Annotated in this window: 19 protein-coding genes; 1 reads left to right on the top strand and 18 read right to left on the bottom strand. The window is 65.2% G+C overall.

Features of this window, described 5'->3' with window-relative positions:
- Positions 1-599: 599 nt before the first annotated feature.
- On the bottom strand, positions 600-812 hold the full coding sequence (locus DN611_RS06820) for a helix-turn-helix domain-containing protein (protein ID WP_021750702.1): 213 nt from the start codon (positions 810-812) through the stop codon (positions 600-602).
- 148 nt (positions 813-960) lie between these two features.
- Entirely contained in the window at positions 961-1,173 is a 213-nt protein-coding gene (locus tag DN611_RS06815) for a helix-turn-helix domain-containing protein (protein WP_021750700.1), read from the bottom strand.
- 87 nt (positions 1,174-1,260) lie between these two features.
- On the opposite strand from DN611_RS06815, the gene DN611_RS06810 reads away from it, so the two are divergent.
- The gene (locus tag DN611_RS06810) at positions 1,261-1,467 is read left to right on the top strand and encodes a hypothetical protein (protein ID WP_021750699.1); all 207 of its coding nucleotides are present in this window, start codon (positions 1,261-1,263) and stop codon (positions 1,465-1,467) included.
- Positions 1,468-1,471: 4 nt separating this feature from the next.
- Here the strand turns inward: DN611_RS06810 and DN611_RS06805 are convergent, their stop codons facing one another.
- The 16 genes from DN611_RS06805 to dxs all read right to left on the bottom strand — a co-directional run bounded on the left by DN611_RS06805 (position 1,472) and on the right by dxs (position 14,905).
- Positions 1,472-1,951 (bottom strand): hypothetical protein, encoded by a 480-nt coding sequence (locus DN611_RS06805; RefSeq protein ID WP_119310948.1) that lies wholly within the window; start codon positions 1,949-1,951, stop codon positions 1,472-1,474.
- Between the two features lie 13 nt (positions 1,952-1,964).
- Positions 1,965-3,029: a Holliday junction branch migration DNA helicase RuvB gene (ruvB, locus tag DN611_RS06800; RefSeq protein ID WP_021750696.1), complete on the bottom strand. Its 1,065-nt coding sequence runs from the start codon at positions 3,027-3,029 to the stop codon at positions 1,965-1,967.
- A 53-nt stretch (positions 3,030-3,082) separates the two neighbouring features.
- Positions 3,083-3,310 (bottom strand): hypothetical protein, encoded by a 228-nt coding sequence (locus tag DN611_RS06795; protein WP_021750695.1) that lies wholly within the window; start codon positions 3,308-3,310, stop codon positions 3,083-3,085.
- Positions 3,311-3,312: 2 nt separating this feature from the next.
- Complete coding sequence (gene ruvA, locus DN611_RS06790; protein WP_021750694.1) at positions 3,313-3,918, bottom strand: Holliday junction branch migration protein RuvA; 606 nt, start codon at positions 3,916-3,918, stop codon at positions 3,313-3,315.
- Between the two features lie 67 nt (positions 3,919-3,985).
- Positions 3,986-4,498, bottom strand: coding sequence for a crossover junction endodeoxyribonuclease RuvC (ruvC, locus tag DN611_RS06785; RefSeq protein ID WP_021750693.1), 513 nt, complete (start codon positions 4,496-4,498; stop codon positions 3,986-3,988).
- A gap of 189 nt (positions 4,499-4,687) precedes the next feature.
- Complete coding sequence (locus DN611_RS06780; protein WP_119310947.1) at positions 4,688-6,067, bottom strand: DUF4179 domain-containing protein; 1,380 nt, start codon at positions 6,065-6,067, stop codon at positions 4,688-4,690.
- A complete protein-coding gene (locus DN611_RS06775) occupies positions 6,064-6,537 on the bottom strand; it encodes a sigma-70 family RNA polymerase sigma factor (RefSeq protein WP_021750306.1) in 474 nt (157 codons plus the stop codon). The genes DN611_RS06780 and DN611_RS06775 overlap by 4 nt, the downstream gene beginning before the upstream one ends.
- 292 nt (positions 6,538-6,829) lie before the next feature.
- The gene (gene xerD, locus DN611_RS06770; protein ID WP_025545581.1) at positions 6,830-7,717 is read right to left on the bottom strand and encodes a site-specific tyrosine recombinase XerD; all 888 of its coding nucleotides are present in this window, start codon (positions 7,715-7,717) and stop codon (positions 6,830-6,832) included.
- A gap of 28 nt (positions 7,718-7,745) precedes the next feature.
- The gene (locus tag DN611_RS06765; RefSeq protein WP_051320057.1) at positions 7,746-8,381 is read right to left on the bottom strand and encodes a hypothetical protein; all 636 of its coding nucleotides are present in this window, start codon (positions 8,379-8,381) and stop codon (positions 7,746-7,748) included.
- Between the two features lie 364 nt (positions 8,382-8,745).
- Positions 8,746-9,168: a DUF3792 family protein gene (locus DN611_RS06760; protein ID WP_021752115.1), complete on the bottom strand. Its 423-nt coding sequence runs from the start codon at positions 9,166-9,168 to the stop codon at positions 8,746-8,748.
- A gap of 65 nt (positions 9,169-9,233) precedes the next feature.
- A complete protein-coding gene (gene yajC, locus DN611_RS06755; RefSeq protein ID WP_021748962.1) occupies positions 9,234-9,623 on the bottom strand; it encodes a preprotein translocase subunit YajC in 390 nt (129 codons plus the stop codon).
- A gap of 74 nt (positions 9,624-9,697) precedes the next feature.
- The gene (gene tgt / locus DN611_RS06750; protein ID WP_119310946.1) at positions 9,698-10,831 is read right to left on the bottom strand and encodes a tRNA guanosine(34) transglycosylase Tgt; all 1,134 of its coding nucleotides are present in this window, start codon (positions 10,829-10,831) and stop codon (positions 9,698-9,700) included.
- 88 nt (positions 10,832-10,919) lie between these two features.
- The gene (argR, locus tag DN611_RS06745; protein ID WP_021748960.1) at positions 10,920-11,369 is read right to left on the bottom strand and encodes an arginine repressor; all 450 of its coding nucleotides are present in this window, start codon (positions 11,367-11,369) and stop codon (positions 10,920-10,922) included.
- The gene (locus DN611_RS06740) at positions 11,359-12,237 is read right to left on the bottom strand and encodes an NAD(+)/NADH kinase (protein WP_021748959.1); all 879 of its coding nucleotides are present in this window, start codon (positions 12,235-12,237) and stop codon (positions 11,359-11,361) included. Before DN611_RS06740 ends, argR begins: the two co-directional genes overlap by 11 nt.
- Complete coding sequence (locus tag DN611_RS06735; protein WP_025545287.1) at positions 12,234-13,058, bottom strand: TlyA family RNA methyltransferase; 825 nt, start codon at positions 13,056-13,058, stop codon at positions 12,234-12,236. The genes DN611_RS06740 and DN611_RS06735 overlap by 4 nt, the downstream gene beginning before the upstream one ends.
- Positions 13,055-14,905 carry a 1-deoxy-D-xylulose-5-phosphate synthase gene (gene dxs / locus DN611_RS06730; RefSeq protein ID WP_021748957.1) on the bottom strand — a complete coding sequence of 617 codons (1,851 nt, stop codon included), beginning with the start codon at positions 14,903-14,905 and terminating at the stop codon, positions 13,055-13,057. Before dxs ends, DN611_RS06735 begins: the two co-directional genes overlap by 4 nt.
- Between the last annotated feature and the right edge of the window lie 14 nt (positions 14,906-14,919).

Genomic DNA, 14,919 nt, shown 5'->3' with positions numbered 1-14,919 from the left:
AGAAAAGCGTTGGCGCGCTCCGGTGCAGTGGCCCTCCGCGCGACGGGGGGCGGCGGATCGGTGCAAGCGCCGATTTGGCCCGGCCTTCGGGCACGCTATACTCTTCTGCGATTTCTCCAACTGCCGTCCCGTGGCGGATCGTGCGGAGGTCGTCGGGGTGGTCATCGCATGGAGCTGCTTCTCTTTTCGCTGCCGCTAGCTGTCCCGCGCGGGAGCTGCCGATAAAGGCATCGGCCCCTACGACCGCCAGGGCAGCGCGTAGCGAAGCGGAACGCGCGGAAAGAGGAGCTGGTCAAATGCGTCCTTGCACCCCGTTGACCTCCGCATCCACGCCGCGGGAATCAGCGTTCAAGCCTGTACCGCACCCCGCCGCGCCCGTTGGCCAGTCCTCGCAAACACGCAGGCACCATCTCACGCCAACCCCCGTACAGCAACTTTGCACGCCCGTGCAGAGTTGCGGCCAAAAGCGTTCTTTTCTTTTGGACCGTGCACGGCCCGTTTTCTTTTCGGGCAAGACCGAAAAGAAAATGGGGGGTGCATCCCGCTGGACAAGCCCCTTGCGGGAGCAAAGATTCCCGAGGCCGCCGGACGGCGGCCCTTTACAACTCCCTCCGGTCCGACCGGCCAGCCAGATAATCCAGCGATACGCCGAAATGGTCCGCCAGGGCGATCAACGTGTCCAGGCTGGGCCGGTGCTCGCCGGACTCCAAGTATTGGTAGGGCCGCTCCCCAATCCCGATGGCGGCGGCCACTTGCTTTTGGGTTTCTCCTTGTTCCTTGCGGAGTTCCCGCAATCGCTCGTTTAATTCCATAAATCCCCCTTGACACGCTCTGTAAAGCGTGTTATATTTTTCTCACGCTTTATGAAGCGTGAGAAAGGAGTATTCGCAATGTCTGACTCCAAAAACGGGCCGCACGCCCCTGCAGGAGCGGGTTCCTCTGAACGGCGGGAAACCGCCTCTACATCTCCCTCCGGTCCGACCGGCCGGCTAGATAATCCAGCGACACGCCGAAGTGGTCCGCAATGCCCACGAGATTTTCAAATCCAGGCAGATTGACCCCGGTCTCAAACCGCTGGTACTGCCGATCCGTCACACCGATGGCGTCGGCCACCTGTCTCTGGGTCTCCTTCCGCTCTTTGCGGAGTTCCCGCATTCGCTCTTGCAATGTCATATCGTCACCTCTTGACACGATGTATCCGTTGTATTATACTGCAGCTAAGCACAATGCATCCATTGTATTTTGAAAGGAGCATTCGCAATGTCCGACTTCATGAAATGGCTGTACGCCCACTACATCCGCCCCCAGCTGGACGCTGCCCCACCGGACGACTACGAGATGCCCCTCTCCCTTCTGGAGGGAGAGCTCACCTCTGAGATGGCGGCGGATTACGAAAAGGCCCGGGAATTCACCGCCATCCATGCCTTTCTGCTGGGCCTGCGCACCGGCCGGGGCCTGCCCCTGTGACACCTCAGACGCCCGCCATCCCGGAAAGCTCCGGCAGCCAGGCGCAGAAGGTCTCCAGATACACGCCCCGCAGGGGGTCCTCCCCTGCCTCCGCAGGCGCCGCCAGCGCGCGGGCGATCACTTCCTCCGCGTCCGGCCGGGTCACCAGCTCCGCCAGGGCGCCGTTGCCCGCCAGGGCCGCCCGCTTTCCGAACATCCCCTCCAGGTCGCTGGACACATACATGGAGGCGTTGAACGGATAGTCCAGCGCCGTCTCCAGCAGGGCCTCGGAGGTCATCTGCTCCGCCAGCCCCGCCGGCAGGCGGCAGGCGGCACGGCGGGCGTTGGCGGACAGCTCCACCCACTCCGGCGTGCCGGGCTGGACGGGAAACTGATAGGGCGCCGTCACGGAGCAGGCAGCCCGGCCTGTGACGGCCCAGGCTCCGACGGCCAGCGCCGCCGACAGCATCAGAAATGCGACGCGCTCCGCCAGGGTCCGCTTCATGAAAACCGCCTCCTCACAGCGTCAGCTGGTCCATGTCCGGCGGATCCGCCGTCATGCCGCCGGGGATGGGCTTATGCAGGTGCTGGTATGCCTTCGCCGTCACGCACCGGCCCCGGGGCGTCCGGGTCAGGAAGCCCAGCTGCATCAGGTATGGCTCGTACACGTCCTCCAGGGTCACGGCCTCCTCGCCGATGGTGGCGGCCAGGGTCTCCAGGCCCACAGGACCGCCGCCGTAGTTCTCGATGACGGCCCCCAGCATCCGCCGGTCGATGGGGTCCAGCCCCAGGTGGTCGATCTCCAGCGCGCACAGGGCCTGGTCCGCCACATCCTTGGTGATGACGCCGTCGGCCTTCACCTGGGCGAAGTCCCGGACCCGGCGCAGCATCCGGTTGGCGATCCGGGGCGTGCCCCGGCTGCGGCGGGCGATCTCATAGGCGCCCTCCGGCACGATGTCCACGTTCAAAATGGCGGCGGACCGGGTGATGATCTGAGAGAGCTCCTCCGGCGTGTACAGCTCCAGCCGCAGCGTCACGCCGAACCGGTCCCGCAGGGGCGCGGACAGCTGCCCCGCCCGGGTGGTGGCGCCGATCAGGGTGAACCTGGGCAGGTCCAGCCGGATGGAGTTGGCGCTGGGGCCCTTGCCCACGATGATGTCCAGGGCGTAGTCCTCCATGGCCGGGTACAGGATCTCCTCCACGGACCGGTTCAGCCGGTGGATCTCGTCCACAAAGAGGATGTCCCCCTCGTTGAGGTTCGTCAGCAGCGCCGCCAGATCCCCGGGCTTCTCGATGGCCGGGCCCGAGGTGATGCGGATGCCCGCCCCCATCTCCTGGGCGATGATCCCGGCCAGCGTGGTCTTGCCCAGGCCGGGCGGGCCGTGGAGCAGCACGTGGTCCAGGGCCTCTCCCCGCTTCTGGGCGGCCTGGATGAACACGGCCAGGTTGTCCTTCGCCTTCTCCTGGCCGATATACTCCCGCAGGGTCTTGGGCCGGAGGGACCCCTCCTGGGCGTCCTCCTGCAGGAAGGTCTTGGCCACGATGGGCTCTTCATAGATGTCGTTTCCAAAGTCGATGCTCATGGGTTCACTTCCTCATGTGCTCTGAATGTGCTCCAAAATTCCGGCCGGGGCGGTCAGCCCGCCTGGAACAGATGCACCGCCAGCCAGGCTAGGCCGAACACCGCGCACAGGCACAGGGCGAACACCGCGCCGCTGCGGTTGCGCTGACGCCGCTCTTTTTCCGGCAGGCCGTGGCGCTGCTGGCCCTTATTGAGCAGGGCCGCAAAGCGGGTGCCGAATATCATGGCAAGAAAGGCCATGGCCAGCGCGGCCAGGAGCAGAATCACGGACAGGATCTTCATACTCACTTCACCATCTTTTTCAGGCACTGGCGGATGATCTCCTCCAGAGACAGAGTTTCCACGTCCACGCCCTTCAGCGCCTGGGCCACCTCGGCGCTGGTGTAGCCCAGCACCGCCAGGGCCTGGGCCGCCTCTGTGGCCTTATTTGTAAAGGCCGGGACGCTCACAGCGGCTCCGCCGGAGAAGTCCAGCCCCGTGGCGGCGCTCTCCCGGGCCATCTTGTCCTTCAGCTCCAGGATGATCCGCTGGGCGATCTTCTTGCCCACGCCCGGCGCCGCCGTCAGGCTCTTCTCGTCCCCGGTGACGATGGCCATGGCCAGGGACTCCGGCGTGGCGGCGGAGAGGATAGCCAGCGCCGCCTTGGGCCCCACGCCGCTGACGCCGATCAGCAGCTTGAAGCTGTTCAGCTCGTTGGCCGTGGCGAAGCCGTACAGGCCGAAGGCGTTCTCCCCCACGTCCAGATAGGTGTAGAGCTTCCCCCGCTGGCCCTTTTTCAGCTGGGCCAGGGTGGTGTTGGTGGTCTTGCAGGCGTAGCCCACGCCGCCGCAGTCGATGACCGCCAGATAGGGCAGAATCTCTGCCACGGTGCCGTCCAGATAGTAAAACATGGATAATCACACTTTCTTGGGAGTTCGGAATTCCGGCGTCCGGCGGAGCGGTCCGGTCCCTGACTGTTCAGATGGTCTCCTTGACCCTGCTGTCCTGCAGGGGCAGGCGGGACGTGGCACTCCGGGCATGGCACAGGGCCAGGGCCAGGGCGTCCGCGGCGTCGTCGGGCCGGGGGACGGCTTTCAGGTGCAGCAGGCGGCGGGTCATGTCCATCACCTGGCGCTTTTCCGCCTTGCCGTAGCCCACCACCGCCATCTTCACCTGGGAGGGGGTGTACTCGTGGAGCGGGATCCCGCACTTTTCCGCCGTGTACAGCAGCACGCCGCGGGCGTGGGCCACGGCGATGCCGGTGGTCAGGTTCGTGTTGAAGAACAGCTCCTCGATGGAGATGACATCCGGCTTCAGCTGGCCGATCAGGTCCTCCATATCGGTGCCGATCTGGTACAGCCGCCGGGAGAGCGGCAGCCCCGCCGGGGTGGTGATGGCGCCGTAGGTAAGCATGTTCACTTGTGCCCGCTCCGCCGTGATGAGGCCGAAGCCGATGGTGGCGTAGCCGGGGTCGATGCCCAGGATCCGCATGGCGCTTTCCCTCCAGTATACATACTGTAACAGTATAACAAATTTTCCAGGGAAGCGCAACAGGGAAAACGCGCGGGCTTCTCCCCGGCAGGATCACCCCGGCCGCCGTTCGGCGGGCAAAAAAGCACCCGCCTTGCGGCGGGCGCTCTCTCGTTCGCATGGAAGGCGGGGGATTTGACTCCCCCTCGCCTATTGGATGGGAACCGCCGCATCAACGGCGGCCATCCGGTTGTAGCAGGGGTCCAGATAGGCCGTGTCGCCCGCCAGTCCCGCCAGGGGGAAGTCCTCGGTATACCACCGGTCCTCCCCCACGCGCTCCTGCGCCGTCTCGTCCCAGTAGCCGTAGGAGGAGCCGAACTGCCAGATCTCATAATAGTTCCCGTCCTCGTCCCAGGCCCCTCTGGAGAACACGCTCCCCATGGTCCGGTTCTCCATCAGCGGGGACACCAGGTACACGATCCATCCCTCCGGCAGGCGCTCTGCGCCCTGGAACCAGGTGCCCTCCGGCAGGTTTTCGGCGGTGCCCTCCGCCAGATTCAGCTTCACCGGCGGCGCGTCCTTGTCCTTCCACCGGACGCCGGTGATGTGGAGGGTCAGGTGCTCCCCCTGGCTGAAGAAGGGGCTGTCCAGCCAGAAGGTGCCCATGCCCTCCCCCTCCGGGTCCCCGGATGCGGTGATGCCGCCCAGGCTCTTTTCAAACCGCTCGCCGTGCTCGTTCTCCAGGTACAGGTCCAGGCCCGCCAGCCAGGCGGTGTTGTCCGGGTCCGCCGTCAGGGTCAGCCGCAGATGGGTGGGGTAGATTTCCGCCTCTTGCAGCGTGAAGGTCTGGCCGTCCAGGGCAAAGGTCCGGTTCAGCTCCAGCAGCGTCCCCTGGGCGGTGAAATAGGGGTCGAATTCCAGGTGGAACGTCATCTCCGCCAGATACGCCGGCTGGTCATCGACCGGCTGGTCAAAGTAGCCGTCGCCGGTGTTCTCCGCAGGCGGCCCGCCCCCGTCCTGCTCTGCCGGGTAGACCGACAGGGTCAGATCCAGGATTCCGGGCACGTCCCGGTCCACAAAGTCCCGCTTGATCTCCACCAGCTCCCCCGGCTTCTCCGTCCGGCCGCCGGCGTCTCCCGCGCTGCCGTCGCCGGGGGTGATCCGGCAGTCCGCCCACATGGGCCCCAGGTCCGGGGCATAGTCCAGGGTGTAGAAGATGTTCAGCTGTTTGCGGTCCACGATCACATACTCCACCGTGGCGGTGACGCCGTTCACCGTCTGGGACTGGCCGATGGGCTGGACGTAGTCGTTCTCCACCGCGGCGGAGAGGCTGGGCGACCAGGCCACCGCCTGGGCCAGCTCCCGCAGCACCGGCACTGAGCCGCAGGCCCGCGCGAAGGGCGGGAACAGGTTCACCAGCAGCACAAAGGCGGCGAAGCAGGCCGCCAGGCTCCCCGCCGGGACGCCGAAGAGCCGCAGGCGGCGGTCCCGTTTCCGGCGGCGCAGCGCCCGCTCCACAGCGCCGTCCAGGGCCGCCGGTGTGGTCTCCAGCTCCTGGAGCAGGGCCTGATATTCCTCGTTTCGGGTCATGCGTCTCCCTCCTCTCCCAGTTCCAGGCGCAGCAGCTGCAATGCCCGCCGCTGGCGGGTGGCCGCGGTGCCCTGGGGAATGTTCAATGCCCGGGCGGTCTCCGCCTGGGTGTATCCTGCGAAGTACCGCAGGATCACCACCGCCCGCAATTCCTCCGGCAGGCGGCGGACGGCCTCCTTCAGGGGCAGGGCGTCATAGGCATCCGGACCGGCGCTCTCCGGCAGAGCCTCCTCCCCGGCCAGGCGCCGCCGGCGCCGCAGCTCCCGGTGGCACGCGTTCAGCACGATCCGGGTGAGCCAGGTCTCGAAAAAGTCCGGCTGACGCAGCTGCCGCAAAGCCCGCAGGGCCTGGTATACGCCCTCGTCCACCGCCTCCAGGGCGTCGGCCTCGCTGCCCAGGTACAGGTACGCCGTCCGGTACAGCCGGGCCCGGAGAGCCTCCGCCCGGCGGGCGAATTCGTCGTGATCCATGGCGGTCCTCCTTTCTCTTCTCTTCACCTATTTGAGTCCCAGGCAGCCGGTTTTGTTTGCGGCGGCGGAAAATTTTTTCACAGGCAGGCAGAACGCCGCTGTGCATTTCCGTGGTCTGCCGTGCGTTTGCGCAGAAAAAAGTCCCGGCCAGGGCATGTGCCTGGACGGGACGCCTCTGCCCCTGGCCGCAGTCGGCCGGGGGCCGTCTTTGCCGTGCAAAGGCGAGGGGATCGGCAGAGGCGGGCTCTGCCCGCCGGAGCGTCGGCGGGAGGCGCCGGTGCTCCCCTTGGAATTACGCCCGGGGATGGGCTTTCTGATACACATCCTTCAGCTGGTGCTTCACCACATGGGTGTAGATCTGGGTGGAGGAGATGTCCGCATGGCCCAGCATCTCCTGGATGGACCGCAGGTCCGCGCCGTTTTCCAGCAGGTGGACGGCAAAGGAGTGGCGCAGGGTGTGGGGGGTGATGTCCTTTTCGATCCCCGCCTTCTCCTGATAGTACTTGATGATCTTCCAGAACCCCTGGCGGCTCATGCGCTCGCCGTTCATGTTCACGAACAGGGCCTGCTCGCCGCCGTCGGCGATCAGCTGGGGCCGGATATCCCGCACATAGTCCTGCAGCGCCTTCACGGCCGTGTGGTACAGGGGGATGATCCGCTCCTTGCCCCGGCTGGCACACCGGATGAAGCCCGCGGAGAGATTCAGGTCCTTCAGGTCCAGGGAGATCAGCTCGCTGACCCGGATGCCGGTGGCGTACAGCAGCTCCAGCATGGCATGGTCCCGGTATCCCTTGGCGTCCACGCACCGGGGCTGCTCCAGAAACAGCTCCACCTCTTTGCTGGTGAGGATCTCCGGATACTTCCGCTCTGCCCGGTCCGCGCTGATGCTCTTGGCGGGGTTGGCCTTTACGGCGCCGGCGGAGAGCAGAAAGTTGTAAAACGACTTGACGGAGGCCAGGAACCGGGTCACCGAGGCGGCGGACTTCCCCCGCCCCCGCATCCAGCTCATGTAGTCCTGAATCATCTCTCCGCCGGCCTGCCGCAGCGTGCAGCTCTGGTGCTCCCGCAAATACGCGGAGAACTGGGTCACGTCCCGCAGATAGGAGCAGATGGTGTTCTGGGAGGCGTGACGCTCCTCCGCCAGATAAGTCCCAAAGTCCGCAATGTCGTCTCTTGCCAAGGGTGCTCTCCTCCCTCTCTCTTTCTCTCTACCCCAGGATGCGCTCCAGCATCAGCCGCAGCAGCACCGGGGACAAAAACAGCTCCGCACACACACCCGCCAGCAGCGCCAGACAGCAGGCGCCGAACCGGACCCAGCAGGCCCGGCCGTAGACCACAGGGGCAGTCCGCCGTCCTCTCCCAAAGGACACGGCCGCCAGTCCCGCGGACGTCCCCCAGGAGGCCGCCGCCAGCAGGAAATAGCAGGGCAGGGTCACCATGCACCGCAGGCCGAACACCGCCAGGGCCAGCAGCACGCCGTCCACGCCGAAGGCCGCCGTGAAGCAGCACACGGAAAAGGACAGAAAAAAGCCGTAAGCCGCCGTCACACAGGGCAGCAGCACCACCCCGATGGAGGCGAACCCCAGCAGAAATGCAAACAGCGGATAGCGGAAATAGATCACCAGGGCCGACAGAGCCGTCTGGACAGTGGGCGCTCCCTCGCCCCCCAGGCGGACGTAGTCCTCCAGATACCGCCGCAGCTCGTCCCCCGTGGTGTCCGGCACCCGGCCCGACAGGACCTGTCCCAAAAGGACGCCGGCCAGGAAGAACAGCGCCAGCAGAAGCAGGCGGGGCAGCGTGGGCAGCTGGACCGTGGGCCGCTTCGTCAATGTTCTCGTGTTCAATCCGCCTCACCTCACCGCATCCTATGCGGGGGCAGGCGGATTTATGTAGCGGTTGACGTAAGACCTTGCTTGTTCTAATATAGTTGAATTCGCCGGATTTTGCAAGGAATTTACGGGAATTTTCCGTTTTTTGTGAGTTATGGCAAAATATTATGTAAACAATATTATGTTAACTTTGTAAAATCGGCGTGAGAGATCACCTCCCCCGCCCCGAAAAACGACAATATCTTGTAGACATAAAAGCGGCGGCGCCCCACATTTGCCGCCGCCGTCTCCCCTGCCGCGGGAGACCTCCCGACTGTGGCCGCAGTCTCCGCGGCAGGGCTCAGATCTGTATTTTTGGTGAAATTCACAAGCGGCTCTTTCAGGCCTTGCGGCCCCTGCGGACCGGACGGCGCTTCCGCTTCCTCCGCCGGCCACCCAACAGGCCCGCCAGAAGTCCCCCGCCTGCGCCGCACAGCAGCAGCACGCCCCCGCGGCCCAGCCAGGTGATCTGCTGCCAGCACAGCAGCGCCACAGCCACCACCGCCAGCAGAAAGCCCGCGGCGCTCACCATGGCGCTGGCCAGGCTGCCCCAGGAGGAGCGGCGGACGCTGAGCATGGCCCCGGCGAAGGACGCCAGACAGCACGACGCCGCCACAGCGGGAAAGCTCCCCTCCTCCGGCAGCACCGCCTTCACCACCAGCGCGGACAGCAGCACCGTCAGCAGCAGATAGATCCCCAGAGACAGCGCCGCGCCCTCTACGAACACCAGCCACAGGGCTGTCTGTTTCCGCCCGTTACCCATAAAAATTCCTCCCCTGTCATCGCTCTATCCGAGCTTATGACAAGGGAGGGTGGTTTTATGATGGGTTAGTCCTTCTTTTCCTCTTCAGAGGATGCATCGGTCTCCTCGGCGGGAGCCTCGGGGATCTCCTCGGTCTTCTTGACCTCGTCCTCTTTCTTCTCCTCCTTGGAGGACTTCTCCTCGCCGGAGGACTGGACGCCGGTGGTGGAGACGGCCCACTTGGTCAGCTCCATACGGACCCGGTCGTCGCTGGTCTCGATGACGATGGTGTCCGGCTTGACCATGACGATCTTGCCCACGATGCCGCCGATGGTGGTGATGGTGTCGCCCTTCTTCAGGCTGTCCCGCATCTCCTGGGCCTTTTTCTTCCGCTTGTTCTCCGGGCGGATCAGCATGAAGTAGAACACCGCAATGAGAACAACCAGCATGATGATAGAGGAGGAAGCGCCTTCCATAACAACAAAACTCCTTTTCGTTCCAAAGTCAGAATGACAATATTATAGCAGATATACCAGCTTTTGCAAGGGGGTCATGCGCGTTTTTCCAAATTTCCGCTGTAACGGGCCCGAAAATCCGCGAACGTCCCTTCGTCCAGGGTCCGGCGGATGCGGGCGGCCAGCTCATTGTAGAAGTACAGGTTGTGCAGCACCGCCAGCCGCAGGGCCAGCACCTCATCCGCCTTGAACAGGTGCCGGATGTACGCCCGGGAGAAGCGGCGGCAGGCGGGGCAGCCGCAGCTCTCGCTGATGGGCCGGGGGTCGGTGGCGTACTTCTCGTTGAGGATGTTCACCGTGCCCTCCCAGGTGAAGAGCTTGCCATGGCGGCCGTTGCGGGAGGGCATCACGCAGTCGAAGAAGTCCACGCCCCGGGCCACGCCCTCGATGATGTTGCTGGGAGTGCCCACGCCCATGAGGTACCGGGGCTTGTCCTTGGGCATGTGGGGCTCCACCGCGTCGATGATCTCGTACATCACCTCCGCGGGCTCCCCCACCGCGAGACCCCCGATGGCGTAGCCGTCGCAGTCGATCTTGGCGATCTGCTCCATGTGCCACACCCGCAGGTCCGCAAACGTGGCGCCCTGGTTGATGCCGAAGAGCATCTGCCCCGGGTTCACCGTGTCCGGCAGGGCGTTGAGGCGGTCGTGCTCGACCTTGCACCGCTCCAGCCAGCGGGCGGTGCGCTCACAGCTGGCCTTGGCGTATTCGTAGGTCGCGGGGTTCTCCACGCACTCGTCAAAGGCCATGGCGATGTCGCTGCCCAGGTTGGACTGGATCTGCATGGACTCCTCCGGCCCCATGAAGATCCTGTGCCCGTCGATGTGGGAGGCGAAGGTGACCCCCTCCTCCCGGATCTTCCGCAAAGAGGCCAGGGAGAACACCTGGAACCCGCCGGAGTCCGTCAGGATGGGGCCGTCCCAGTCCATGAACTTGTGGAGCCCCCCCATCTGCCGGACGATATGGTCGCCCGGCCGCAGGTGCAGGTGGTAGGTGTTGCTGAGCTCGATCTGGCAGCCCACCTCCTTCAGATCATGGGCGGAGACGCCGCCCTTGATGGCCCCCTGTGTGCCTACGTTCATGAACACCGGCGTCTGGACCACGCCGCCGTGGGCGCAGGAGAATTCGCCGCGCCGGGCGCGGCCCTCGGTTTTCAGCACTTTGAACATCCAGTGATCTCCTTAATATCGAATCTGTTCCATATTTTGTAGGGCGCATCCCGTTGGACGGGAGGAACCGGCTCCCGCCGGGGATGCCTCACAGCATCTCCTTGATCTCCTCGCAGAAGCTGGCCGCGGACTCCGTGTCCCGCATCACCAGAAAGGCCGTGTCGTCTCCCGCCAGGGACCCCACCATGTAGGCGACGCCCATGTCGTCCAGCGCGGCGCAGGCGGCGCTGGCCAGGCCCGGCATGGTCTTGATGACCACGATGTTCTGTGCGCTGTCGATGCTGGTGATGCTCTCCCGGAAGATGGTCCGCAGCTTCTCCGCGAAGTTCAGCCGGGTCCGGTTGCCGGACACGGCGTACTTGTACACTCCATGGCCCACCGGCTCCTTGATGAGGTGCATCTGCTTGATGTCCCGGGAGATGGTGGCCTGGGTGCTGGTGATCCCCCGCTCCTGGAGACGGACGAGCAGCTGCTCCTGGGTCTCGATATTCTCCTGGCTGATGATCTCCAGGATCATGCTCTGCCGGTCATTTTTCATCTTCAAATCCTCCTGGCAGCATTTTTTGTGCAAAGATCTCACAGAAGCTCCGCTCCGACAGCCGCACCAGCCGCACGGTGTGCTTGGACCGGCGGACCTGGATCTTGTCGTCGGCCTTCAGGGAGAAGGCCCGGCTCTCGTCCACGAACAGATACACCGGCTTGCGGCCGTTGCGCTCCAGCTCGATGGTCAGCGTGTGCTCCGGCGAGAGGACATAGGACGAAAAGCGCATGTTGTGGGTGCAGATGGGACAGACCACCATGGTCTGGGCCACCGGCTCCACCACCGGCCCCCCGGCGGACAGGGAGTAGGCCGTGGACCCGGTGGGCGTGGCCACGATGACGCCGTCTCCGGCGATATCCGCCAGGTGCCGCCCGTCGGAGGAGATCTTCAGATGGATCACATGGGAGATGGGACCCTCCCGGATCACCGCGTCGTTCAGGCCCAGATTCGTGTAGATCTGGCGGCCCTCCCGCTGGACGGTCACGTCCAGCATCATCCGCTGTTCCGTCTGGAAGTCCCAGTCCTTCAGCTTCCGCAGGGCCTCCAGCTCCCCGGCCTCCAGCTCCGCGATGAAGCCCAAGCCCCCCATGTTGATGCCCAGCACCGGAATCTTGTTCAGGGCCACCAGCTTGGCGAGATGCAGGATGGTGCCGTCCCCGCCGAAGGTAATCAGCAGGTCGGCGCTTTTCAGCTCCGCCGTCAGGGGCCGGGTCTTGTAGTCCCCATAGGCCCCGTCCTTCTGGTCCTTGAAAGGGGGACACACCACCGTCTGGAAGCCCATCTGCCGCAGAATGGCGTCTGCCCTGCGGGTGGTCTCCATGCCCCGGTCTCGGTTGGGGTTGGGGCAGAGGATGATCTTTTTCATGGGTTGCCTCCCTCTCCGTGCTCCTTCAGGGTCTGGTGAGACTCGTCCACCAGGGCCTTCAAGTCAAATGTACGCTCCTGCCGGGGACCCTTTTCCAGATATCCCAGGTACTCGATGTTCCCCTCCGGGCCCCGGATGGGGGAATAGGTCAGTCCCAGCACTGTGAAGCCCGCGTCCCCGGCGTGGTCCAGAAAGTGCTCCAGCACCTCCAGGTGGACCGCCGGGTCCCGGACCACACCCTTCTTCCCCACCTTCTCGCGCCCGGCCTCGAACTGGGGTTTCACCAGGCAGGCGGCGTGGCCGCCGTCCTTCAGCAGGCCGTTCAGGGGCGGCAGGATCAGCTTCAGGGAGATGAAGCTCACGTCCACGGAGGCGAAGTCCAGCTCGTCCGGCACCTGCTCGTGGGTGAGATACCGGGCGTTGGTCCGCTCCAGGCACACCACCCTGGGGTCGCTGCGGAGCTTCCAGGCCAGCTGGCCGTAGCCCACGTCCACGGCGTAGACCTTCTCCGCGCCGTTTTGCAGCATACAGTCGGTGAAGCCGCCGGTGGAGGCGCCGATGTCGGCGCAGACGGCGCCGTTCAGGTCGATGGGGAAGGCCGCCATGGCCTTCTCCAGCTTCAGCCCGCCCCGGCTGACGTATGCCAGCGTGCCGCCTCGGACCTCGATCCGGGCATCCTCCGCCACGGCGGTGCCGGGCTTGTCCACCCGCTGGCCGTTCACAAAGACCTCGCCGCTCATGATGACCGCCTGGGCCCGCTGGCGGCTCTCCTGAAGGCCCCGCTCCGTCAGCAGGACGTCCAGCCGTTTTTTTTCACTCATGTACGCGCCTCCTGTACCGCCCGGGCGATGCCCGCGGCGTCGATGCCTGCCTGATGCTCCAGCTGGGGCACGGTTCCCTCCGGCAGGAAGGTCTTGCCCAGGTTGATGAGCACCAGCTTCTCCGGCGCCTGGCCGTGCTGGGCCAGGATGGCCGCCGTCCGCTGGCCCACGCACCCGGCGCCGAAGGCATCCTCCGCCACTGCCAGCAGCTTCTTCCCCGCCAGCCAGGGCGCCAGCGTCTCATACTCCAGGGGGGAGATCTGATTCAGCTTCAGCACCTCGGTCCTGACGCCCTGCCGTTCCAGCAGGTCCGCCGCCGCCAGGGCCTGATTCACCAGCACGCCGTAGGTGAGGAGCGTGACGTCCTCCCCCTCCCGGAGCCGGACCACCGGCGCACCGGACCGGTCCTCCCGGTAATCGCCCTCGCCGCCCCGGGGATACCGGACCGCCACAGGCCCGTCGATCTCAAACAATGCCTGCCGCAGCATCCGCCGCAGTTCCGCAAAGCTGGCGGGGCACAGCACCGTAAACCCGGGGATCTCCGACAGGAACAGCGCGTCGAAGCAGCCGTGGTGAGTCTCGCCGTCGGCCCCCACCAGACCCGCCCGGTCCACCCCCAGCACCACATGGAGCCGCTGGAGGGCCACGTCATGGATCAGCATGTCGTAGCCCCGCTGGAGGAACGAGGAGTACACGGCAAACACCGGGAGCATCCCCTGCTTGGCCAGGCCCGCGGCCATGGCGACGCCATGCCCCTCAGCGATGGCGACATCGAAGAACCGGTCCGGGAACTCTTTGGCAAAGGGGGCCAGGCCGGTGCCGTCCGCCATGGCGGCGGTGATGGCGCAGACGCGCCCGTCCTCCGCGGCGCAGGCGGCCAGCGTCCTGCCGAACACGGCAGAGAAGTCGTCTCCCCCGCTCTTCTTCACAAGGCCCGTCTCCGGATCGAATGGCCCCACGCCGTGGAACTTGTCCGGGTTCTGCTCCGCGAAGGAGTAGCCCCTGCCCTTCACGGTCTTCACGTGGACCACCACCGGGCACTGGAGCTCCCGGGCCCAGGCCAGCACGTGGACCAGCCGGTCCAGGTCGTGGCCGTCGATGGGCCCCAGGTAGGTGAAGCCCATGTCCTCAAACAGGGTGCTGCCGGGCCACAGGGCCTTTTTCAGGGACGTCTTGACCTTGTGGTTGAACCGGTACAGCGGGTTCTCCATGGGGTGCTGTCCGAACAGGCCCCGGTACCACTTCTTGAAATGGTAGTAGGCGGGCTTGGAGCGGATCTGGCTCAGATGGCTGTCCACCGCCCCCACGTTGGGGTTGATGGACATGCCGTTGTCGTTGAGAAGGACGATCAGGGGCTCGCCGGAGGCACCGGCGTTGTTGAGGCCCTCATAGGCCAGTCCCCCGGTCAGGGCGCCGTCCCCGATCAGCGCCAGAACACTGTAATCCAAGTGCTGTAAAGTTCTTGCTCTTGCCATCCCAAGGGCCACGGAGACGGAGTTGGAGGCATGTCCGGCGATGAAGGCGTCGTGTTCGCTCTCCCGGGGCTTGGGGAAGCCGGAGAGGCCGCCGAACTGCCGCAGGGTGTCAAACAGCGCCTGCCGGCCGGTGAGGGCCTTGTGGACGTAGCACTGGTGCCCCACGTCGAACACCAGCCGGTCCTTCGATGTGTCGAAGACCCGGTGGATAGCCACCGTCAGCTCCACCGCTCCCAGGTTGGAGGCCAGATGGCCGCCGGTTTTGGACACATGCTCCACCAGGAACTGCCGCAGCTCCCGGCACAGGGGCTCCAGCTGTTCCCGGTCCAGGGCCTTCACGTCCGCCGGGGTATGGATATTCTCTAAGATCAAATGACCCAGCCTCC

The organism is Oscillibacter sp. PEA192 (assembly GCF_003574015.1).
In the GTDB taxonomy this organism is placed as follows: domain Bacteria; phylum Bacillota; class Clostridia; order Oscillospirales; family Oscillospiraceae; genus Oscillibacter; species Oscillibacter welbionis.
Note: the sequence above shows the minus strand (reverse complement) of the source record. Positions and strands in the feature narration are given on the sequence as shown.